General features: G+C 33.2%; 18 protein-coding genes and 1 tRNA gene. 8 read left to right on the top strand and 11 right to left on the bottom strand.

All coding sequences use genetic code 11. The annotated features are described in order from the left end of the window. Positions 1-15: 15 nt before the first annotated feature. A complete protein-coding gene (locus EV196_RS00220; RefSeq protein WP_132213711.1) occupies positions 16-2,571 on the bottom strand; it encodes a thioredoxin-like domain-containing protein in 2,556 nt (851 codons plus the stop codon). Between the two features lie 345 nt (positions 2,572-2,916). Beyond that, entirely contained in the window at positions 2,917-4,221 is a 1,305-nt protein-coding gene (der, locus tag EV196_RS00225) for a ribosome biogenesis GTPase Der (protein WP_132213713.1), read from the bottom strand. Between the two features lie 164 nt (positions 4,222-4,385). Here der and EV196_RS00230 point away from each other — a divergent pair, with 164 nt between their 5' ends. Further along, on the top strand, positions 4,386-4,892 hold the full coding sequence (locus EV196_RS00230; RefSeq protein ID WP_132213715.1) for a GTP-binding protein: 507 nt from the start codon (positions 4,386-4,388) through the stop codon (positions 4,890-4,892). A 122-nt stretch (positions 4,893-5,014) separates the two neighbouring features. On the opposite strand, the gene era is transcribed toward EV196_RS00230, so the two are convergent. From era to EV196_RS00265, 7 genes are all read right to left on the bottom strand, one after another. Beyond that, positions 5,015-5,896, bottom strand: a complete 882-nt coding sequence (gene era, locus EV196_RS00235) for a GTPase Era (protein WP_132213717.1) — start codon at positions 5,894-5,896, stop codon at positions 5,015-5,017. Positions 5,897-6,037: 141 nt separating this feature from the next. After that, complete coding sequence (locus EV196_RS00240) at positions 6,038-6,739, bottom strand: FKBP-type peptidyl-prolyl cis-trans isomerase (protein WP_132213719.1); 702 nt, start codon at positions 6,737-6,739, stop codon at positions 6,038-6,040. 94 nt (positions 6,740-6,833) lie between these two features. Beyond that, a complete protein-coding gene (locus EV196_RS00245) occupies positions 6,834-7,718 on the bottom strand; it encodes a carbohydrate kinase family protein (RefSeq protein WP_132213720.1) in 885 nt (294 codons plus the stop codon). 283 nt (positions 7,719-8,001) lie between these two features. Beyond that, positions 8,002-8,658, bottom strand: a complete 657-nt coding sequence (gene fsa / locus EV196_RS00250; protein ID WP_132213721.1) for a fructose-6-phosphate aldolase — start codon at positions 8,656-8,658, stop codon at positions 8,002-8,004. Positions 8,659-8,669: 11 nt separating this feature from the next. Continuing rightward, a complete protein-coding gene (locus EV196_RS00255; RefSeq protein ID WP_132213722.1) occupies positions 8,670-10,706 on the bottom strand; it encodes a transketolase family protein in 2,037 nt (678 codons plus the stop codon). Between the two features lie 158 nt (positions 10,707-10,864). Continuing rightward, a complete protein-coding gene (locus EV196_RS00260) occupies positions 10,865-13,300 on the bottom strand; it encodes a sugar-binding domain-containing protein (RefSeq protein WP_132213723.1) in 2,436 nt (811 codons plus the stop codon). Between the two features lie 440 nt (positions 13,301-13,740). Beyond that, positions 13,741-13,822: transfer RNA gene (locus EV196_RS00265), tRNA-Leu, on the bottom strand. A gap of 125 nt (positions 13,823-13,947) precedes the next feature. Between EV196_RS00265 and EV196_RS00270 the strand changes: the two genes are divergently transcribed. From EV196_RS00270 to EV196_RS00295, 6 genes are all read left to right on the top strand, one after another. Further along, complete coding sequence (locus EV196_RS00270; RefSeq protein WP_132213724.1) at positions 13,948-14,889, top strand: alpha/beta hydrolase; 942 nt, start codon at positions 13,948-13,950, stop codon at positions 14,887-14,889. Positions 14,890-14,950: 61 nt separating this feature from the next. Beyond that, complete coding sequence (locus EV196_RS00275) at positions 14,951-16,339, top strand: dipeptidase (protein WP_132213725.1); 1,389 nt, start codon at positions 14,951-14,953, stop codon at positions 16,337-16,339. A gap of 134 nt (positions 16,340-16,473) precedes the next feature. Continuing rightward, positions 16,474-17,334, top strand: coding sequence for a DMT family transporter (locus EV196_RS00280; protein WP_132213726.1), 861 nt, complete (start codon positions 16,474-16,476; stop codon positions 17,332-17,334). A 93-nt stretch (positions 17,335-17,427) separates the two neighbouring features. Beyond that, positions 17,428-17,793, top strand: a complete 366-nt coding sequence (locus EV196_RS00285; protein ID WP_132213727.1) for a BlaI/MecI/CopY family transcriptional regulator — start codon at positions 17,428-17,430, stop codon at positions 17,791-17,793. Between the two features lie 2 nt (positions 17,794-17,795). Beyond that, positions 17,796-19,268: a M56 family metallopeptidase gene (locus tag EV196_RS00290; RefSeq protein WP_132213728.1), complete on the top strand. Its 1,473-nt coding sequence runs from the start codon at positions 17,796-17,798 to the stop codon at positions 19,266-19,268. A gap of 211 nt (positions 19,269-19,479) precedes the next feature. After that, entirely contained in the window at positions 19,480-20,580 is a 1,101-nt protein-coding gene (locus EV196_RS00295; RefSeq protein ID WP_132213729.1) for a DUF4407 domain-containing protein, read from the top strand. A gap of 61 nt (positions 20,581-20,641) precedes the next feature. Here the strand turns inward: EV196_RS00295 and EV196_RS00300 are convergent, their stop codons facing one another. Beyond that, positions 20,642-20,920, bottom strand: coding sequence for an STAS domain-containing protein (locus EV196_RS00300; RefSeq protein ID WP_132213730.1), 279 nt, complete (start codon positions 20,918-20,920; stop codon positions 20,642-20,644). Positions 20,921-21,154: 234 nt separating this feature from the next. Here EV196_RS00300 and EV196_RS00305 point away from each other — a divergent pair, with 234 nt between their 5' ends. After that, complete coding sequence (locus EV196_RS00305; RefSeq protein ID WP_132213731.1) at positions 21,155-21,586, top strand: YybH family protein; 432 nt, start codon at positions 21,155-21,157, stop codon at positions 21,584-21,586. Positions 21,587-21,703: 117 nt separating this feature from the next. Here the strand turns inward: EV196_RS00305 and obgE are convergent, their stop codons facing one another. Next, a complete protein-coding gene (obgE, locus tag EV196_RS00310; protein WP_132213732.1) occupies positions 21,704-22,702 on the bottom strand; it encodes a GTPase ObgE in 999 nt (332 codons plus the stop codon). Positions 22,703-22,774 lie beyond the last annotated feature (72 nt).

The following is a 22,774-nucleotide window of genomic DNA, read 5'->3' on the forward strand; positions in this document are numbered from 1 at the left end:
GTGATAGATGTTTTGCTATTTACCCATCTCTTTATTTAGAAGTGTTTTTATTTCTTCATTATTTTTATGCCCCAACTTATCATTTACAACTTCGCCCTCTTTATTTACTAAAGCATAATGCGGAATTCCTGTAATTTTAAATTTATCAGTTAAATAATTCCATTCATCTTTAGATACTCTATAATGCTCTCCTTTAATATCTGGAATGGAGTTTTCCCAGGTTTTTTCAGGAGAACTAGGACCTGTTATATACAAAAACACAACATCTTCACCTTTCATTTCTTCTTTTAGTGGCTTAATTCTGTTAATACCCGTTTTACAAGGGCCACACCAAGTTGCCCAAAAATCGACATACACTACTTTGCCCTTAAACTTGTGTATCATGGATTTAAAAAGTTCATCACCTTCCGTTTTTTCTACATAATTTACAGCATAGCCTTCCTTTGTTTTATTAGCTTCAATTTTTGCTTTCAATTTATTGTTTTCAACACTGATATAATGGGCTAGAAAAGGGGTTTGTATCAATTGCTGCAAATATTCTACCTTATTCTCTGTATAAGGTTCCATATTCCTATCTAAATCACTCAGATTTTGTTGAAGTTTTACCACATCAAAAACAAAAGCTTCTTTAATATTTAAAACTTCACTCATTTTATCTAAAAGCTTGTTATTACGATCTTGACTGTATATATCTGCAATAAACTTGCTATGATTCTTATAAAAGTCTTTTATAGCATCTCCATAAGTTTCATTAAAAAGAAATTGTTTTTCCTTTTCCTCTGGTGTACTTATGGCATTAAAAACTTGTAGCATATTCTCGGTTTCATTGCTAAGTTCTACGCCTTCTGCCTTTAAACTGGCTACTAAGTCCAACGACTTTTCTTTATCTTTTCCAATTTCATCAAAAATTTTGTAATGCTGTTTCAAAAATTCAGAAAACATTGCTGCGTATTTTTCATTAAATGCACTTTGGCGTTTACTAAAGTCTTCGGTTTGCACCTCCTTACTGGCATCAACCATTTTCAATTCATCATCGGTCAACTTAACACCTTGCTTTTGGAGCTGTTCTGCCAAATGCTCTGTTGTATTCTGTCTAATGCTTACTCTACTGTTATCTCTAAATATATCGGCAAACATAAACCTATTAATAAGAGTACTATAATCACGGGCCATAACTGCCAGTTTATCATCAAGTACAGCTTTTGTAAGCAAATTGTAATAAGAGGCATCCAACTCGGTTTCATTTACTAGTGGCATATTTTCCTTTTTTTCTTTTTCCTGCCTTCTTAAAGCTGAACTTTTGTATATTTCATAACTCAGGATGTTTGTAAGTGCTGAAATTTTAATATCTATTTTTTTAAGCTGAACGGCTTTTTGGCTAATAAACTGAGTTTTTACTAAACTATTTAAGGAGTCCATTTCACGGTTTTGAATTGCAACAAATCGCTTTTTAAAATCTTGGGGATCTATAGTTAATATATCTTTGTAATCTTTTCTAAAGTCAAAATAATTGATTGATTGCATGGCAACTAAATCGGTGTTAACTTGAGCACAATCGCCCATAAACAAATGCTCTCCAGAATCGATAAAATGAAAAGTTTCTTTACCCGGTTCTATAAAAACATTCATACTAACACCCACGCCTCGTACCAAAACAAATTGCGGATATGCTATTGGAAAACTTATTGAAAAACTTCCGTCGTCCGCTATTTTAATTAAATGCGATTCTTGGTTGCCTGTAAACGCATTATTTACGTATAGCATGGTTGTAGACTCCCCTATTCTTGGAGTATAACCATTAACCACACCAGAGTAAGTGGTATTATCATTTTTAAAAATGGGCAATGTATAAAGCTCATCGTTTTTTAATTTGTAATTAGGATTGCTGGTGCGTGTGGTACTATAGGTTTTTAAATCTTTTTTGTTTTCACCAATGGCAACCTGTCTATTTTTATCAATTTTTGCATAAATGGTTTTTATCTGTTCACCTTTTTTTAAAGTAATAGTATATGTATTCTTCTTAATTTTAACTGATTTATAATTCCAAATAGCACGATCTACAATAGCATTTTTTGAATTGAAACTGTAATCCCATTGGTTACTACCATCAGTTTTAAGCCAATTACCAACAAGTGCTTTAGGTATTTTAAAATCTAAGTTATCTTCATTTACAATAATATCATAAACAAACCAGCTACCTCCATCATTTGCTTCTCCAAAATCTATTCTAGAAATAGAATCATTTATTTTAGGGAAGAATAATTTGTAATTTACTTCTCCGGAATCCGGCATGGTAAAACGCTTAGCCATTGGAATACCTTCTGCTTTCGTAATAAATAGTTTATCATCACTTCCAACAACCTGAATAAAAGTTTCCTTTGGGATAGAAATCCAACTTCCTGGTTTGAATTTAATATGAAAATATATAACTGTTGTAGAATCTAACAATTCTATTTTGGTTATGTCCCCATGTAAAGTACTAAATCCATAAGCTGGATTTTCAATCACTTTTTGGGCGAACACATTATTAAAGAAAAATAAAAGCAAGAAAATAGAGGTGATTTTTTTCATAAAACTTATGGTTTAGTTGATTGAATATTGTTAACCCACAAGTGAAATAAATTGAGTTTAAAAACAATTTATTTTAACGAAGTTCACTTAAGAAACATTTCAAATATTCTTTAAGTTTTAAAAATAAGCTTTTTTTTATTGTTTTGAAATAAATATCATACAAATTATATGTATTTAAAAAAGAATACTACAATAATTATGAATACAAAAGTGTGAATGTTTTAAGTAATAGGAATGCACTAAGATTACTAAAGTTTTCAAATAGAAAACTTTAGCAAAAACAGAATATTTATAATGAATTAAAATGAAGTGTGTATGTGAAAAATTCTAACCTTTCAAAACTCCCTACTTCTTACGCATATAAACACTAACAGGAACTCCCGTAAAATCGAATTTTTCACGTAGTTTGTTTTCTAAAAAGCGTTTGTAAGGTTCTTTAACGTATTGCGGTAAATTACAGAAAAATGCAAATTGCGGTTGCGGCGTTGGCAATTGCATCACGTATTTTATTTTTACAAATTTCGCCTTATTTGCTGGTGGCGGATAGTTTTCTATAAGAGGCAACATAACTTCGTTAAGCACACTTGTTTTAATCTTTTTGGTGCGGTTATTATAAACCTCAACAGCCGTTTCAATAGCTTTGTAAATACGTTGTTTTGATATGGTAGAGATAAACACAATGGGCACATCGGTAAATGGTTCCATCTCTTTTCTAATGGCTTTTTCGTATTCCAGGGTTGTTTTATGATCTTTTTCAACTAAATCCCATTTGTTTACCAAAATAACAACACCTTTACGGTTACGTTCTGCTAACCAAAATATGTTTTGATCTTGACCATCAAAGCCACGAGTAGCGTCTAAAACCAATAAACATACATCGCAATGCTCAATAGCTCTTACACTACGCATTACAGAGTAAAATTCCAAATCTTCTTTAACCTTCGATTTTCTTCTAATACCTGCAGTATCAACAATGTTAAACTCAAAACCAAACTGATTGTATTTAGTATCGATCGAATCTCTAGTTGTACCAGCAACATCGGTTACAATATATCTATCTTGACCAATTAAAGCATTTATAAATGATGATTTTCCTGCGTTTGGACGACCAACAACAGCAAAACGAGGTAATTCTTCATTTACCACCGTTTCCTTTTCTGGTAATACTTTCACTAAAGCATCCAATAAATCGCCTGTTCCACTTCCATTAATACTCGCAACGGTGTAATATTCACCCAAACCTAAAGAATAAAACTCTACAGCATCTTCGGCACGTTTCGCATTATCCACTTTATTTACAACAAGAAATACGGGTTTAGAAACTTTACGAAGTAGTTTTGCAACATCCTCATCCATGCCTGTTACACCACTTTCAACATCTACCATAAAAATAATAACATCGGCTTCATCAATAGCCAACTCCACTTGTTTATCTATTTCAGCTTCAAAAACATCATCACTGCCTAATACATAACCTCCGGTATCTATAAGTGAAAACTCTTTTCCGTTCCAATCACTTTTACCATAATGACGATCTCTTGTTACCCCACTTACTGCGTCAACAATAGCTTCTCTACGCTGAATTAAACGATTAAAAAATGTTGATTTCCCTACATTTGGACGACCTACTATTGCTACGATATTACTCATGATTTATTTTGAAAACAGCCTTTAACTGATTTGTTTTATGTTTATTGAAATATTTTGCAAAAATAAGAAATATACGCTACGAACAGCTTTTTTTTGCTAACTATTAAATTTTTAGCTTTTTAAACTAAAAAAATAGTACTTTAAGGTTTTAAAACACCAATAAAATGCCAACTACCAACGACATTATTTTACGTCCCAGATTCAAGATTGAAATACCCAGACCAAATGAAACGCTGTTGCAATTATTCCAAGACTCTAAAAAAACACAATCTGAGTTTATTGTGAGCCGTATTGACGACCATGTTTTTATAAAATTTCCCAAAGACAAACAACATTTTTGGTCACCGCAATTACATCTTGAAATCAATAATACAGATGAAAATTCTTGTGTTTTACATGGACTTTTTGGCCCTAACCCAACCGTTTGGACTTTTTTTATGTTTTTACACTTTTTGGTAGCAGGTTTGTTTATTGCTTTTGGCATTTGGGCTTATACCAATTGGAGATTAAAATCTGATTACGCTATTCAATTAAGCCTTATGTTATTTATGGTCGTTATTTGGTTCGCACTTTATTTGGCGGGAAGCATTGGAAAAGCATCCAGTAAAAATGAGATGCAACAACTGCACAATTTCATGAATGAAGTACTAGAAAAAGAAAGCCTTAATTGAAGGTACAATTAAGACTTTTAAACTAAACTAACGCAAACTAAACTTAGCAGATGCTATATGCAAATATTAAAAACCAAGTTTAACTAATTGTTAGATAATCAATAAGTTATCATGAGCTTTTGTTAATTATTATAACCAAATCGGCGTAATTGTTGTTGGTTGCTTCTCCAGTTTTTATTCACTTTTACATAAGTTTCTAAGTGAATTTGTTTGCCGAAAAAAGCTTCTAAATCTTTTCGAGCCTCAACACCTACGCGCTTTAAAGCACTTCCTTTATGTCCTATTATGATACCTTTTTGTGTTTCGCGTTCTACCATAATAACGGCGCGAATTCTAATAATTTCCTCTTCTTCAAAAAACTCTTCCGTTTCAATTTCAACGGCATAAGGAATTTCTTTTTTATAATGAAGAAGAATTTTTTCGCGAATGGTTTCGTTTATAAAAAAGCGTTCTGGTTTATCGGTTAATTGGTCTTTTGGATAAAACGCTGGCGATTCGGGTAACAAATCGATAATTCTACCAAACACTTCTTTTACGTTAAAACCTTCCAATGCAGAGATTGGGAAGATTTCGGCATTTGGTACTTTTTCTGCCCAAACTTGAACCTGGGTTTCTAACTGCTCTTGATTTGATTTATCAATCTTATTCAAAAGCAATAATACAGGAATTTTAGAGCTAGTAATTTTATTAAAAAAAGCTTCATCCTTCAATTCTTGCTCACCAATTTCAACCATGTATATCAAAACATCAGCATCTTCAAAAGCAGACTTCACAAACCCCATCATGCTTTCTTGCAATTCATAAGCCGGCTTTATAATTCCTGGAGTGTCAGATAAAACGACTTGAAAATCATCACCATTTACTATCCCTAAAATACGGTGACGCGTTGTTTGCGCTTTTGAAGTGATGATAGATAATTTTTCACCTACAAAGGCATTCATTAAAGTAGATTTACCCACATTAGGGTTTCCTATTATATTTACAAAACCTGCTTTGTGGTTCATAATTGTTGTTTTTAAGATGTTGCAAATTTACAACCATAAATTCAATTACTAATTATGAATTATGAATTGCGAATTAAATAAATAAAAAAAACAGAAAGTTTCCTTTCTGTTTTTTTTATTGTATTGAGTAAGTTTTTTTACTTATTCAACTATTTCTAATAATTCAACTTCAAAAATTAACGTAGAATAAGGTTTAATTTTTTCTCCTGCTTGTCTAGCACCGTAGCCTAAATCTTGAGGAATGAAGAATTTATATTTTGAACCTACAGGCATTAACTGTAAACCTTCTGTCCAACCTCTAATAACTTGACCAACACCAAACTCAGTTGGCTCGCCTCTATCAACAGAACTATCAAACACAGTTCCATCAATTAAAGTTCCGTGGTAATGTACTTTTACTTTAGATTCCGCCGTTGGTTTAGGACCCGTTCCTTCTTTTAAAACTTTGTATTGTAAACCACTTTCGGTTACTTTAATACCATCTTTCGATTTGTTTTCTTCTAAGAATTTTTCACCAACACCTTTTTCTTTTTCAGCTTCTTCTTGCTGTTTTTTCATGTTTTCAGCTTGTTTCTTTTGAAAATATGCTGATAAAATTTGTTGACCATCTTCTGGCTTAATTAAAATATTGGTAGAATCAAGCACATTCATATACCCTTGAATGAATAATTCGCTATCTATTTCAGAAACACTAGTTTTCACATTTCTAGCCACATCCATACCAATAGCATAACTTACTGAATCTAATTCAGTTTTTAATTCTCTTTTTGAAACGCCTTGTCCACCACAAGATGATAAAACTGAAGCTGATAAAACAACTCCTAAAAATTTAATTATTTTCATTTTTCGTATTTTATTTAATTTGATGCCAAAAATAGGAAATTTAAACTCACCATAAAGGAGTATTATATGATTTTTAACGAATAAGAGCTAATTTTTAATAAGGGTTTATAAAAGCATCAATTTCAGAGATGGATATTTTGGGGTTCGCACCTTCGCTTTGCGCCACTAAAGCCCCAACAGCACATGCAAAATCTATAGCTTGTTGAGGATTGATATTGTTCAGGAGTTGGCTAATCAGAGATGCTAAAAAAGAATCACCAGCACCTACAGTATCCAAAACTTCTATTAAATAGCCGCTGTTGTAATATAATTTGCCATTATACAACAAAACAGCACCATGCGAGCCTTTGGTTACACATAAATGCTTTGTATTTGTTTTTTCTGCTATATATTGAAGGTTTTGTTCTAAGGAGTTATATTTTGATCCCAAATATTTACTTACTTCATATAGCTCATCATCATTGAATTTTATAAAATCGGCATTATTCATTAAATAGATCAAAGTATCTTTTGAATAATGTGGCGGACGAAGATTTAAATCGAAAATTTTATAACGGGCATGGTCTAAAAGCTTGTACAAGGTTTTTTTTGACACTTCATTTCTACAAGCTAAACTGCCAAAAACTAAGGCATCAGTTTGTTTAACCAAATCTATCGTTTTTTCATCTGTTGAAATATAATCCCAAGCACATGGAAAATTGATATCATACGATGCCGATCCTTTTGCATTCAGCATCACATTTACTACACCTGTTTTAAATTCATTATTAACCTGAATATAATTTGTGTTCACGCCATTTTCAGCTATGTAAGCCACCAATGTTTTACCAAGCTCATCAGTACCAACACTACTAATCATGGCAACATCATGCTGTAAAGATTGTAAACGCAGTGCTACATTTAATGGAGCACCTCCAATTTTTTTATGTGCTGGAAACACATCCCAAAGCACCTCTCCAAAACACGTGATTTTTGACATAATTTTTAATATAATTCATTTTTAAACATACTATTACCCTAACAATAAAAGGAATTACTAAGATATTGCTTATTTATGCAAATGAAGAATTTAGTTTGAAAATTCCGAAAAGAATGAGATTATTAAATAGCTTAAATACAAATTTAAACCACTGATTTCTTGCAAAAAAAAAGATATGACCTCATTTTTTCAAGAGATCATATCTTCATATGTTTGTTCAGGAAAATAAAAAGGATAAACTAACAACTTTTATAAAAAATTATAGTTACTCCTAATTCTTAATTTATTTATTTCCTTTTTGGTAATCTAATAAAAATTGTGCTAAACCACTATCAGTTAACGGGTGTTTCAATAAACCTTTGATAGCTGATAAAGGTCCTGTCATGACATCGCTTCCTAATTTTGCACAATCAATAATATGCATCGTGTGACGCACAGATGCCGCTAAAATTTGAGTTTGAAAACCGTAGTTATCATAAATCATTCTGATTTCTGAGATTAGGTTTAAACCATCTGTAGAGATATCATCTAAACGCCCAATAAATGGCGACACATAGGTTGCTCCTGCTTTTGCTGCCAATAACGCTTGACCAGCTGAAAACACCAAAGTAACGTTCGTTCTAATACCTTTATCTGAGAAATATTTACATGCTTTGATACCATCTGCAATTAATGGTAATTTCACCACGATTTGAGGGTGTAAAGCCGCTAAAGCCTCACCTTCTCTTACCATACCTTCAAAATCGGTTGAGATAACCTCAGCACTTACATCGCCTTCTACTAATTCACATATTTTTTTGTAATGTGCTATAATATTATCAGCACCAGTAATGCCTTCTTTTGCCATTAACGATGGGTTGGTTGTAACACCATCTAACACACCCAAAGCCTGTGCTTCGGCTATGTCTTTTAGGTTTGCTGTATCAATAAAAAATTTCATTTGTTTATGTTTTATACGTTTTTTAAATATGCTAATACTTCTTTGGCTACTTTTTCGCCAGTGAATCCGAATTTCTCATCCAAGACATTCGCTGGTGCCGAATACCCAAAATGATCTAGTCCGAAAACTTTTCCGTTATCGCCAACGAGACCTTCTAAGTTTACCGGTAACCCTGCAGTTAAACCAAATAATGGTTTGTTTTTTGGAATTACTGAAGTTTGATAGTCTTTAGATTGCAATCTAAATAATCCTTCTGAAATTACTGAAGCGATATTTACCTTTAATCCGTTTTCTGCTTCTAAAATTTCAGCGGCAGCTACTAAGGTTGCAACTTCCGATCCATTTGCAATTAAAACCACATCTGGATTTTCAACTTCTTTTACTAAATACCCCCCTTTTTCAGCAGCTAAAGCATCACTATATCTGGAAGCGCCTTTTGCTGGCAAATCTTTAATATTTTGTCTTGAAAGTATTAAACCTGTTGGGGTGTTTTTATTCTCTAAAGCCATTTTCCAAGCAACACTTGTTTCAGCTGAATCCGCAGGACGTAATGCTAAGAAACTTGGGTTGCCACTATGGTTTTTCAATTTTTCCAATAGACGAATTTGAGCTTCTTGCTCTACAGGTTGATGTGTTGGTCCATCTTCACCTACTCTAAAGGCATCGTGTGTCCAAACAAATTTCACACCTAACTCTTGAATACCACTTAAACGAATCGCTGGTTTCATATAATCTGAAAACACGAAGAATGTGGCTACTACGGGAATAATTCCACCGTGTAATGCCAATCCATTTGCGATACATGCCATGGTTAATTCGGCAACACCTGCTTGTAAAAATGATCCTGAAAAATCACCTTTTTTAAGCGCATGTGTTTTCTTTAAGAACCCATCGGTTTTATCAGAGTTTGATAAATCGGCAGAAGACACAAGCATGTTTTCTACTTTGCCTGCTAAATATCCTAATACTCCAGATGATGCTGCTCTAGAAGCTAAACCTGCTTTATGTTCGATAGATTCAAAATCTAATTCTGGCAATTCACCTGATAAGAAGAAATCTAATTTATCTGAAAGCTCTTTATTTGAAGCACTCCAAGATGCAATTTCTGCTTTCTTTTTAGCTGCTTTGGCTGTTTTTTCTTTTAAAATATCTTTATAGAATGCTTCAACCTCTGGATAAATATCAAATGGATTTTCAGTATTAGCCCCTAAATTTATTAAGGTTTTAGCGTAATCTGCACCAGTATGTCCAATAGGCTGACCGTGTAATTCACAGTGACCTTCAAACATACTACCATCTGCAGCAACGGCACCTTTACCCATAATGGTTTTACCAATTATTAAGGTTGGTTTTTCGGTTTCGTTATTTGCATCTTTTAGTGCCTTTCTTATTTCATCGTGGTTGTGTCCATCGATAGTGACCACGTTCCAACCCCATGCTTCGTATTTCATGGCAGTATCTTCGGTAGTTACTTCATCGGTAGATGTCGATAATTGAATATCATTAGAATCGAAAAACATAATAAAATTACTCAACCCTAAATGGCCTGCAATTCTACCTGCTCCTTGTGAAATTTCTTCTTGAACACCTCCATCAGAAATAAAACCATATATTTTATGGTTCATCCAATCTCCAAATCTGGCTTGTAAAAATTTAGCACCAATAGCAGCTCCAACTCCCATAGTGTGCCCTTGCCCTAATGGACCTGATGTATTTTCTATACCTCTTTTTACATCCACTTCTGGGTGACCCGGAGTAATAGATCCCCATTGTCTAAAATTAGCAACATCATCCTTCTCATAATTTCCTAAAAGATAATACTGAGCGTACATTAAGGTAGATAAGTGACCTGCATCCATGAAAAAACGGTCCCTAAATGGCCATTCCATGTCTGTGGGATCGAAATTGAAGAACTCAGAGTATAAAATGTGCATAAAATCTGCACCGCCCATTGGGCCTCCCGGGTGTCCTGAATTCGCTTTCTCTACCATTGCTACAGCTAATGCTCTAATATTATCTGCCGCTTGTTGATCTAATTTTTTGTTCATTTTAATTGTTGTTGTTTTTATTCACCTGTAACTTTCTTTGAGCTACCAATATGTATTTTAAATAGATGCGCAAAATTAAAAATTTTTATCTAAACCCTATTATTAAATATGGGATATATCCGTATTAACTGCTAGTTTATTTTTACTCTAAGCAATTATTAATTTTGAACCGTTTCAATTTCTATAAATGTTTTTATAGCTCCTTCATCTGCAGAAACGCTTAGCTTAATGTCATCATCTTTTCCGTTAGATTGAATAATTACCAAACATTTTCCGTTAAACGCTTTTATTTCTTTAGCTTTAAATGAAGATAAATTTGCTTGGTAACCGTTATCAACCCCAACAATCTCTCCTCCACCTTCAATTTCAAAATGGATTAAACTATCTGCTTTAGGTACAAAATTCCCATCAGAATCTAACAAGTTTACTGTTACATAAACCAGATCGTAATGGTCGTTAATAATTTGTTCTTTATTAGTAACTAGTTCTATTTTAGAAACTTCACCAGCTGTATGAATTTCTTTTTCTAATACCACTTTTCCGTTTTTTCGTGAAACCGCTTTAAGAGTTCCCGGTTGAAAGTTAAGTTGCCAACATACGTGTAAATCATCATCTTGTTTTGACTTAGAACCTAAAGATTCCCCATTTAAAAACAATTCAACTTCATCGGCATTATTATAATATACCCAAACATCAACTTCTTGACCTTCTTCCCAATTCCAATGTGGCACTATATGTAAAACAGGTTTGGTAGTCCATTCACTTTGGTACATAAAATACACATCTTTTGGAAAACCAGCTAAATCTACAATACCAAAATAGGAGCTTCGTGCAGGATATGTATATGGCGTAGGTTCACCTAAATAATCGAATCCTGTCCAGACAAACAAACCTGAAACAAAATCTAATTTTTTAATGGTTTTCCACGTTTCTTCGTGGGTAGAACCCCAGTAAGTAGACACTTGATCGAAGGCTGAAACTGTAAAATCTTCATTACCTTCAAAAGGTACTTTATGTGCTTCCGGCCATCTTTGAATACTATCGGACGGCATACTATAATGACCTCTGGTAGCTAAAGCCGACACACTTTCAGAAGCAATAATTTTTTCTCCTTTAAACCTCTCAGGAAAATCTTCATAGGCTTCATGTTTATAATTAAAGCCTAATACATCGAGTGCACCCGATTTATAAATGAAATTTTTATTTGGATTATTTTCGTTTAAAGCACAGGTAACAGGTCTGGTGGTGTCTAAACTTTTTACGATGTCAACCAATTCTTTAGTGATTGCAATTCCAGATTTATCATATTGTTCAGGAATTTCGTTCCCAATACTCCACATGATTACCGATGGGTGGTTTCTGTCGCGTTTTATAAAGTCTTCCAGATCTTTTTTATGCCATTTATCCCAATTAACACTGTAATCGTATGTTACTTTTTTTCTTTTCCAAACATCGAAAGCTTCGTCTAGAACAATAAAACCCATTTGATCGCATAATTCCAACAGCTCTGAAGAAGGCGGATTGTGCGCTGTACGAATGGCATTAACCCCCATATCTTTTAAAATATTCAGCTTTCTTTCAATAGCATATTTATTTGCAACCGCACCTAAAGCACCATTATCCTGGTGTAAACAAACACCTAAAATTTTTGTTGGCTCACCATTAAGCGAGAAGCCTTTTTCGGCATCAAAATTAACATAGCGAATACCAAATAATGTGCTGTAATTGTCTACCAATTCGGAGTCTTCATAAATTCTAGTTACAACGCGGTACATGTAAGGGGTGTTTAAACTCCATAATTTGGGATTTAAAACTTCTATAGTTGATGCTTTAGCCAATATTTCTTTAGGGAAAAGTTTTTCTAGGGTTGTTACTTTACCTACTTCTCTGTCATCGGCATCATAAACCTTCGTTTCTAATTTAAACTTTTTGATAAGTCTTGAATTATTTTGAATAGTTACTTCGTAATTTACCGATGCTTTTTCTTTAGTAACGTTTGGCGTTGTAACGCAAGTACCCCAATGGGCAACGTGCAGTTTTTCGGAAGCGACCAAGCGCACATTTCTATAAATACCCGAACCTGTGTACCATCTGGAATTTGGCTGCTCGGAATTATCAACCTTTACCGCAATCACATTTTCTTGTTCGCCGTAGTTTAGGTGGTCGGTCAAATCGTAAGCAAAAGATATGAAACCATTAGGGCGTTTTCCTAAATAATGTCCGTTAATCCAAACTTCACTATTTCTATAAACACCTCCAAATTCAATAGAAACTGATTTATCTACCCAATCTTCAGAAATTGTAAACGTTTTACGATACCAACCAATTCCGGCTGGTAATGCACCACCTTGAACTGTAGTTAGATTCGTTTCGCTAAATGTGCCTTCAATACTCCAATCGTGAGGCAAATTGATTTTTTGCCAATCAGAATCTTGGAACTCTAATTTACTAGCACCTGGATTTTCTCCCAATTTAAAACTCCAATCGAAATTAAAATCTTCAACAATTCTAATATCTTTTTCCTCAAAACTACAAGCAACAAATAGACAAAATACTACACTTAATAAGGCAAAACGTTTCAACAACTCTTTCATTTTTTTTATTATTGAAATTCAAATGATTCTATTATAAATACTTTTCATAGCAATCAATTGAACTTGAATTTTATCATAAAATTATTCATAAACCAAAAGCGCAACGCATAAACAGTTACAACTCTTTTTGATTTACTGTAAAAGTAATATTGTTTTTGATATTTTCAGTAAGCTCGATATGAATATTACTTATTAAAACCATTTTTAATACAGATGGTTAAAACCACACAAATTCAACAAGCAAAACAAAGAGGTGCATAGTTGATGTATTTGAATAAGGTCTATAACTCCCGTTTTTTGAAGAAAATAACCTAGTTGTAAATTAATGAAGAAAATTAAATGACAATATAATATGAAATCACTACATACTTTATTACTTAAAAGATGCCTATTAAAAACAAAAAAAGCCGAATCTTTCGATTCAGCTTTTACTTTATTAGTGCGGGCGGGGAGACTCGAACTCCCACACCTCGCGGCACCAGATCCTAAGTCTGGCGTGTCTACCAATTCCACCACGCCCGCTAAAGGTCTGCAAATATAAACAAGATTTTTAAATTGCAAACTTCTTGGGCACAAAAACATTCTTTTTTTATATTTTTAAATAATTATTCCCTTTTCAAATACCAACTTTTGTAAATATTTCTAATATGAGAATAAAAACAATCCTATTTGCGCTAATTTTCATTGTTAGTTATGCTGTTTTTTCACAATCAAAAAAAGAACCAATTACTTTAAATACTAATTCGGGCAACATACAAGGAAGCTTATTAATTGCAGATTCTACTCAAGTCACCCCTATTGTTTTAATTATTGCGGGTTCAGGACCTACCGATAGAAATGGCAACAACCCGATGATGGCTAATAATTCTTTAAAAATGTTGGCAGAAGGGTTAGCTCAAAACAAGATTTCATCCATACGTTTTGATAAACGAGGCATTGCCGAAAGCAAACAAGCCGCAGGAAAAGAAGCAGATTTAAGTTTTGAAAACTATATAGAAGATGTCATTGATTGGTGCCATTTAATTAAAAAAGACAATAGATTCAACAGTTTAATAATTTTAGGACATAGCGAAGGTTCTTTAATAGGCCTAATTGCTGCCCAAGAAGGAAGCGCAGATAAATTTATTTCTTTAGCTGGCCCAGGATTCCCTCTGGGTGATATTTTACGCAAACAACTTAAAGAACAACCAGGGCTAGTGTTACCACTTTCGCTTCCAATAATTGAAAAGTTAGAAAAAGGTGAAACGGTAAGTAACCCTCCACAAATGCTGGATGCTTTATTCCGCCCAAGTGTTCAACCTTACTTAATTTCGTTGTTTAAGTACAACCCGCAAGTAGAAATCTCAAAATTAAAAATTCCCATTCTAATTATTCAAGGAACTACCGATATTCAAGTGAGTAATGAAGATGCTGAAATGCTTTCCAACTCCAATAAAAATGCTGAAAAAATCATCATCAAAAACATGAATCATATTCTTAAGGAAGCCGATGCGGATCGAACAAAAAATATTCAGACGTATAGCAATCCTAAATTACCATTAATAGAGACCCTTATTCCTACCATAGTAAATTTTATCAACCAAGAATAAGCCTCAAGCCTAAACAAAACTATTCTTTTTTGTACTTTTGAAGTAACTATAAAAATACTTCATGAATAACATACAATCTTATATTAAAGAACACAAAACTCGATTTATAAACGAACTTATAGAGTTACTAAAAATTCCTTCGGTGAGTGCCGATTCAGCATACAAAAACGATGTGTTAAAAACCGCCGAAGCCGTTAAAACCAGTTTAGAAAACGCAGGTTGTAATCATGTTGAAATTTGCCCAACACAAGGGCATCCCATTGTATATGGCGAAAAAGTTATTGACAAAAACCTACCAACTATTTTGGTTTACGGGCATTACGATGTGCAACCACCTGACCCTATCAACTTATGGGATTCTCCTCCTTTTGAACCCGTAATTAAAAAAACAGACCTACACCCCGAAGGCGCTATTTTTGCTCGTGGTGCTTGCGATGATAAAGGACAAATGTACATGCATGTAAAGGCCATGGAGTTTATGACAACTACAAACCAACTACCATGCAACGTAAAATTCATGATAGAAGGTGAAGAAGAAATTGGCAGTGTTAATTTGGCAACCTATGTAAAAGCCAATCACGATAAACTAAAAAACGATGTTATTTTAATTTCAGATACCGGCATGATTGCCAACGACGTACCTTCAATCACCACTGGATTACGCGGATTGAGTTACGTTGAAGTAGAAGTTACAGGGCCCAACCGAGATCTACATTCTGGTTTATACGGTGGTGCTGTAGCAAACCCTATTAATATTTTAGCTAAAATGATAGCGTCGCTTCATGATGAAAACAATCACATCACCATCCCTGGTTTTTATGATAAGGTTGAAGAACTTTCAAAAGAAGAACGTGCTGAAATGGCAAAAGCACCTTTCAATTTAGACGCATATAAAAAAGCTTTAAACATTGAAGCTGTTTATGGTGAAACAGGCTACTCCACCAATGAACGCAATTCCATCCGCCCCACTTTAGATGTTAATGGCATTTGGGGTGGCTACACGGGCGAAGGTGCCAAAACCGTTATAGCCAGTAAAGCTTATGCAAAAATATCGATGCGTTTAGTGCCAAATCAAGATTGGGAAGAAATCACGCAACTATTCAAAACTCATTTCGAAAATATCGCACCAAAAGGCGTTACCGTAAACGTAAAACCACACCACGGTGGGCAAGGGTACGTTACCCCAATAGATAGTATTGGTTACCAAGCGGCAAGTAAAGCCTATCAAGACACCTTTGGCAAAACCCCAATACCTCAACGCAGTGGTGGCAGCATCCCTATTGTATCACTTTTCGAACAAGAGCTAAAAAGCAAAACCATATTAATGGGCTTTGGGTTGGATAGTGATGCCATTCATTCACCAAACGAACATTTCGGTATTTTCAACTATTTAAAAGGTATCGAAACCATTCCGTTGTTTTACAAATATTTCACCGAACTTTCTAAATAATAATGGCGTTACCCCCGAAGAAAAATCGGGGGTCGCGCTTTCCGTTACAAGTCCTCGTACATCCCGATAAAAATCGGGATGCGCTGCGGGCTTTCCACTGCAATCGCTAACGCAAACAAGCTTAGCATTCCATTATGAAAAACCAACACAGCAACCACTTATTACTACTTACATTAGCCACTTTACTAATTAGCACTTCTGGTTCATTAGGCCGATTTATAGATTTACCAACCCCTCTAATTATTTGGTGGCGCAGTTTTTTAGGAGCTTTGTTTTTATTCATTTATTGTAGATATAAAAAAATCGATCTTAAAATTCATTCTAGAAAAGATTTTTACACCATTTTGCTAAGTAGTTTATTTTTAGGTGGGCATTGGGTTATGTATTTTTATGCCTTAAAACTATCAAATGTAGCTTTGGGTATGTTGTCCATGTTTACGTTTCCAATTATGGTAACCTTTTTAGAGCCGCTTTTCACAAAAACAAAATTAAGTTTTATTCATATTGTTTTATGTCTGCTTGTGTTGTTAGGTATTTATATACTTTCACCCGATTTCGATTTCGAAAACTCGTACACAAAGGGCATTCTTTTTGGATTGTGCTCAGCATTTTTATATGCCATTAGAATTTTAATGCTAAAAAAACCTGTGGCTATTTATAATGGCACTTCCCTTATGATGTATCAAGCTGCTTTTTTAACCATTATTTTACTCCCTGCCATATTTTTAAATGACACGACTAACGTACCCTCACAATTCCCATATATTCTTCTACTTGGATTGGTAACAACAGCTATTGGGCACTCCTTATTTATTGGCAGTTTAAAACATTTTTCGGTTAGCAGTGCCAGTATAATTGGTAGTACCCAACCCATTTTCGGAATCATCATCGCTTTTATTTTCTTAAATGAAATGCCAACCTTAAACACTTTTTTAGGCGGTTCGTTAATTCTTGCTACGGTTGTTATTGAGAGTGTGCGGTCTAGAGATAAATAAATAATACATCTTAATTACAGAATTTACACTCTACACTTGTAGAATCAAAATATTTACTCTATGTTTGTAGAACACATTCTAATTTTGTAGAAAATGCAATTATCAAAATCCGAAGAAGAATTAATGAATTACCTATGGAAGCTTGAAAAAGCCTTCATGAAAGATTTACTTGAAATTTATCCAGAACCAAAACCAGCAACAACTACGGTCGCTACACTTTTAAAACGTATGACAGACAAAGGTTTTATAGCCTATAATTTATTTGGGAATTCAAGAGAATACTATCCTTTAGTTAAGAAGAAAGATTATTTCTCAAAACATGTAAACGGACTGATAAAAAACTTTTTTAACGATAGTGCATCACAATTTGCATCGTTTTTTACCAAAGAAACCAATTTAACAAAAGAAGAATTGGAAGATTTAAAAAAACTTATAGATAAAGAACTTAAAAACAAATAATTATGTTAATCTATCTTTTAAAATCCGGGTTTTGCTTAGCTGTATTTTATGGTTTTTATAAATTTTTATTGGAAAAAGAAAGTATTCATACTTTTAAACGTTATTATTTATTAACGTCCTTAATAGTATCGTTTTGTATTCCATTAATAACATTTACGCAATATATTGAAATCTCCGCTCAAATAGTTCCAGAGTTTACTCCTCAATTTTCAAATGAAACCAACGAAATAATTGCAACAACAAAAAACAACTATCTATCTATTTTTTTATGGAGCATTTATGCTTTGGGTGTTTTTATTTTTAGTATAAAATTCATTAAGAATATTTTTGAAATCAACAATAAAATTAAACGAAACCCGAAACAAAAATTCAAAAAAATCATTCATGTTTTACTAAAAGACACCGTTATACCACATACATTTTTCAATTATATTTTTCTGAATAAAGCCAAATTTGAAACCAATCAAATTCCAAAAGAAGTTTTATTGCATGAGCAAACCCATGCCAAACAAAAACATAGTTTAGATGTGTTGTTTATAGAAATACTTCAAATCATTTTTTGGTTTAACCCCATGATCTATTTTATAAAACATAGCATCAAATTAAACCATGAGTTTTTAGCAGATCGTGCTGTTATTAAGCATGGTGTTACACCTTCAACATATCAACAAATTTTATTGGCATTCTCATCAAATGCATCAGAACCTCAATTGGCAAATGCCATTAATTATTCATCAATCAAAAAACGATTTACAATTATGAAAACACAAACATCAAAAACAACCCTTTGGGTAAGAAGTTTAATTCTTATGCCCCTATTAGCTATTTTAATTTATGGTTTTAGTGATAAGAAAGTTATTACTCAAGTAAAAACTACTTCAGAAGAAAGAAAGCCCACAAAAATAAATTTTAGTTCTAATAATGTATTACAAAAAGACTCATTAATCAGGGACATTTATATTTTAATTAATAAAGAAAATGAGATAATATTGAATAATAAACCAACATTTATAAACCGTTTATTGGAAGATATAAATATGTTGAACCCTAATTTAACAGACGAACAAAAAAGAAAATTTTTATGGGCTAATATTAAACATCAAACCAACACCCCAAAAGAATTAATTGAGAGCATTCAAAATGTATTGTTGAGAGCTAATATATATAGTAATAGTAACGAAAACATAGAAGTGATAATTAAAAATAATTTGAAGACTGACATTCCGAACCTCCCCTTTATGCCTTTTGATGGCTTAACCAAGGAAGACGAACCTATTTACAAAGAAAAACTGAACCAATATAAAGAATGGCTGGGTGTAAACAAACCTAACAGCACCTTGGAAGAAACCAAAGGTGGTTTTATTATAAAAAATGAAAAAGGGGATATAATTACGAGTACAGACCCCAGTATAAAGAGTAAGCCATTTAAATTGGAAAAAGGCTCTCCATGGTCAATAAGCGTTGACGTTAAGTAAATAAATTTTGAGGAATTAAAAAACGACTTACAAATAAAAGCAACACCAATAGAAGTAGAGAGCTAAAATACATTAACAATAAAAAAGTCTTATTTAGAATATCAGACCTCACAGGTTTTAAAAAACCTGTGAGGTCTTTTTTTATACAATTTTGTAACAAAATAGCAACTTTAACGTTCTAATAGTCAATCATCAATCAAAACCAATCATTATGTTAAAGCAATTTTTTATTATTTGCTCGGGCTCGGATACCGATATTTTAAACACTTGCTCCAAAGGCGAACAAAATAAATATGCAGGTATTGGCGCAACCGTATTTTTTACTGCTGTTATGGCTTTTATTGCGGCTAGTTTTGCCCTTTACACTGTTTTCGACAATATATATACCTCCATGTTTTTTGGATTCATTTGGGGTTTACTCATTTTTAATTTGGATCGTTACATTGTTTCAACCATCAAAAAAACGGGTAACTTTCTAGATGAATTTTTACAAGCATCCCCAAGAATTATATTAGCAGTTATTATAGCCATCGTTATTTCAAAACCTTTAGAATTGAAAATTTTTGAGAAAGAAATTAATCAAGTGTTGTTAGAACAAAAAAACGATTTAACGGTAGCTAACAAAAATCAAATTGCAGAACAATTCAACCCAACTATCAACCTTTTAAATAAAGATATTACTGTTTTACAACAAGATATAGCAACTAAAGAAGCTGAAGTTAACGCTCTTTACAACACATACATTGCCGAAGCCGAAGGAACTGCCGGTACAAAACTATTGGGAAAAGGCCCTGTTTACAAAGAAAAACGAGACAAGCACGATGCCCTATTAGCCGAATTACAACTCCTTAAAAAAGAAAACCAAGCAAAAATTGCAGCTACCGAAAATCAAATAGCGTCACTAAAAGGCAATTATGAAACTGAAGTTGCAAATACACAACCCATTATTAATAATTTTGATGGACTTATGGCCCGTGTGAATGCGCTAAACAAACTTCCTTGGTTACCTTCATTCTTTATTTTCTTGTTGTTTTTAGCTATTGAAACCTCACCTATTATAGCAAAGTTATTATCGCCAAAAGGTACTTACGATTATAAGTTAGAGGACGAAGAAACCGCTGTAAAATCCAATGTGCTTCAAAATAAAAATCAAAGAGAAGCCATGTTAAAAGCAAATTTTGCTATTAACGACCGTATTTATGCCGATTTAGAAAACGAAGACGAACTTTACAAATACAAGCGTACAAAAGCGAGGGAGCTTATGCAGCTTCAGGCAGATGCCTTTTATAAACAACAAAAAAATATACTTTAGCCTACCGTTTTTAGGTATGACTTTTTCAATGGAAATATTAAAGCGAGGGCTCGAAATTTAATTAAGCAGCTATTTCGGTTTTAAAATGGTTGTACAAATCTTTACAACCCGAACCAATAATAGATAAATTTTTATTTTTAGCAATAGCTTCTCTATGAAGTTCTGCTAGGGCTTTTACACCAGCACTATCAATAGTTTCAACATCTTCAATGCTAATAGTTAATGTTTGTACTTTATCAAAAATATTTTGAAATTCAGTTTGAAATACTCCTAAATTTTTTTTGTTTAGGACACCCTTAATTTTAAAAAAATTGTTACAATTTGAAATCTTTAAATCCATAATGAGTAAGTTTTAATTAAATTAAATAATAAATTTGGGCTATTAATTAGTTTATTATGAAGTAAATATAGATTTATAAAGTCTATAATCATTATTTTTTCGATAAATCGATTTTAACTTTAGATAAACAAAAATCAGATGTCAAATTAATCGATGAGTAACACCTATTAAAACTAAGTTTTGATTATTTTTACTCCTTTTTAAAAGCATTATTTTAAATAACACCCTTTTCTCATGACTAAATTATTCCTTTTGCTTTTTGTTTTATGCACGTTTAATACTTTTTCACAAACCACTGAAAAAGACGATAAAGATGCGATAATGGCTGTTTTAAAAGCACAACGCATTGCATGGTCTAAAAACAATATTGAGGAATATATGGAAGGCTACTGGAAAAGCGACTCATTAAAATTTTATGGGCCTCATGGTTTAACTTCGGGATGGGAAAACACTTTAATACGTTATGAAAAAGCCTATCCTACAGAAGACCACACAGGGAAATTAAGTTACAAAATAAACGTCATTACCAAAATAAGTGATGATGCTTATTATGTTTTAGGCGAATACCACATTAAACGTGAAGTTGGAAATGCTGATGGTATTTTTATGCTTGTTTTTAAACGTATTAATGGCCAATGGAAAATTATAGCCGATACTTCCTGTTAATTTAAAACTTCATCTTATTTCCGAAAAGTTAGGGTTCAAAATTTTAATACTTTTTTTTGACACACCAATAAAAAGATTAACATGTAAAACCCAAGTCTTGTGGTAATGCAAAAAGAATTAATCGTTAAGCATTTTCCAAAGTAAATCCTTTAACTGCGTAATACCTTGTTGCGCCACAGATGAAATGAATAAATACGGAATTGGCAACTCGTTATCCAACAGCTCTTTTAATTCTGCTTTTAGTTCATCATCCAACATATCGCATTTTGAAATGGCAATGATGCGTTCTTTATCAAGCATTTCTGGATTATAGCGACGAAGTTCGTCTAACAAAATATCGTATTGTTTTCTAATATCGGGCGCATCGGCAGGAATTAAAAACAGTAAGATGGAATTACGTTCAATATGACGTAAAAAATAATGTCCTAAACCACGTCCTTCAGCAGCTCCTTCAATAATTCCAGGGATGTCTGCCATTACAAAAGTTTGAAAATCGCGATACTGTACAATCCCCAAATTTGGTTTTAGAGTTGTAAATTCGTAATCGGCAATTTTTGGTTTTGCCGAAGTTACTACCGAAAGTAATGTCGATTTTCCAGCATTTGGAAAACCTACCAAACCAACATCTGCAAGTACTTTTAACTCTAATGTAATGTGCTTTTCTTCTAGCGGCATTCCGGGTTGGGAATAACGAGGCGTTTGGTTTGTGGCCGTTCTAAAATGCCAGTTTCCTAAACCACCCTTTCCTCCTTCTGCAATAATACGTTCTTCACCATCTTCAGTTATTTCAAAAATAATCTCGTTGGTTTCAGTATCACGAACCACAGTTCCTAAAGGTACATCTACATACTCATCAACACCATCGGCTCCAAAACTTCTGCTTTTACTTCCACTCTCACCATGAGTTGCACGAATGTGTTTTTTAAATTTTAAATGTAGAAGCGTCCAAAGATTGGAGTTGCCACGAAGTATTACGTGCCCACCACGACCACCATCACCACCATCGGGACCTCCTTTTTCTATAAATTTTTCGCGGTGTAAATGCGACGATCCTTTACCTCCGTTTCCAGAGCTAACATACATTTTTACGTAATCAACGAAGTTGCCTTCTGTCATCTTAAATGTTTATTTGTTTGTGGTTAAGTTGTTTAGTCGTAAAATCATTATCTAGAAAATACCGATTAAACA

The organism is Mariniflexile fucanivorans (assembly GCF_004341235.1).
Lineage (GTDB): Bacteria > Bacteroidota > Bacteroidia > Flavobacteriales > Flavobacteriaceae > Mariniflexile > Mariniflexile fucanivorans.

Bases quoted from the DNA above. Each gene is read 5' to 3' on its own strand.
- EV196_RS00260 (WP_132213723.1), bottom strand. From the start codon at position 13,300: ATGAAAGAGTTGTTGAAACGTTTTGCCTTATTAAGTGTAGTATTTTGT.
- fsa (WP_132213721.1), bottom strand. From the start codon at position 8,658: ATGAAATTTTTTATTGATACAGCAAACCTAAAAGACATAGCCGAAGCA.
- obgE (WP_132213732.1), bottom strand. From the start codon at position 22,702: ATGACAGAAGGCAACTTCGTTGATTACGTAAAAATGTATGTTAGCTCT.
- EV196_RS00230 (WP_132213715.1), top strand. From the start codon at position 4,386: ATGCCAACTACCAACGACATTATTTTACGTCCCAGATTCAAGATTGAA.
- EV196_RS00270 (WP_132213724.1), top strand. From the start codon at position 13,948: ATGAGAATAAAAACAATCCTATTTGCGCTAATTTTCATTGTTAGTTAT.
- EV196_RS00280 (WP_132213726.1), top strand. From the start codon at position 16,474: ATGAAAAACCAACACAGCAACCACTTATTACTACTTACATTAGCCACT.
- EV196_RS00305 (WP_132213731.1), top strand. From the start codon at position 21,155: ATGACTAAATTATTCCTTTTGCTTTTTGTTTTATGCACGTTTAATACT.
- EV196_RS00220 (WP_132213711.1), bottom strand. From the start codon at position 2,571: ATGAAAAAAATCACCTCTATTTTCTTGCTTTTATTTTTCTTTAATAAT.
- der (WP_132213713.1), bottom strand. From the start codon at position 4,221: ATGAGTAATATCGTAGCAATAGTAGGTCGTCCAAATGTAGGGAAATCA.
- EV196_RS00275 (WP_132213725.1), top strand. From the start codon at position 14,951: ATGAATAACATACAATCTTATATTAAAGAACACAAAACTCGATTTATA.
- EV196_RS00295 (WP_132213729.1), top strand. From the start codon at position 19,480: ATGTTAAAGCAATTTTTTATTATTTGCTCGGGCTCGGATACCGATATT.
- EV196_RS00290 (WP_132213728.1), top strand. From the start codon at position 17,796: ATGTTAATCTATCTTTTAAAATCCGGGTTTTGCTTAGCTGTATTTTAT.
- EV196_RS00240 (WP_132213719.1), bottom strand. From the start codon at position 6,739: ATGAAAATAATTAAATTTTTAGGAGTTGTTTTATCAGCTTCAGTTTTA.
- era (WP_132213717.1), bottom strand. From the start codon at position 5,896: ATGAACCACAAAGCAGGTTTTGTAAATATAATAGGAAACCCTAATGTG.
- EV196_RS00285 (WP_132213727.1), top strand. From the start codon at position 17,428: ATGCAATTATCAAAATCCGAAGAAGAATTAATGAATTACCTATGGAAG.
- EV196_RS00255 (WP_132213722.1), bottom strand. From the start codon at position 10,706: ATGAACAAAAAATTAGATCAACAAGCGGCAGATAATATTAGAGCATTA.
- EV196_RS00245 (WP_132213720.1), bottom strand. From the start codon at position 7,718: ATGTCAAAAATCACGTGTTTTGGAGAGGTGCTTTGGGATGTGTTTCCA.
- EV196_RS00300 (WP_132213730.1), bottom strand. From the start codon at position 20,920: ATGGATTTAAAGATTTCAAATTGTAACAATTTTTTTAAAATTAAGGGT.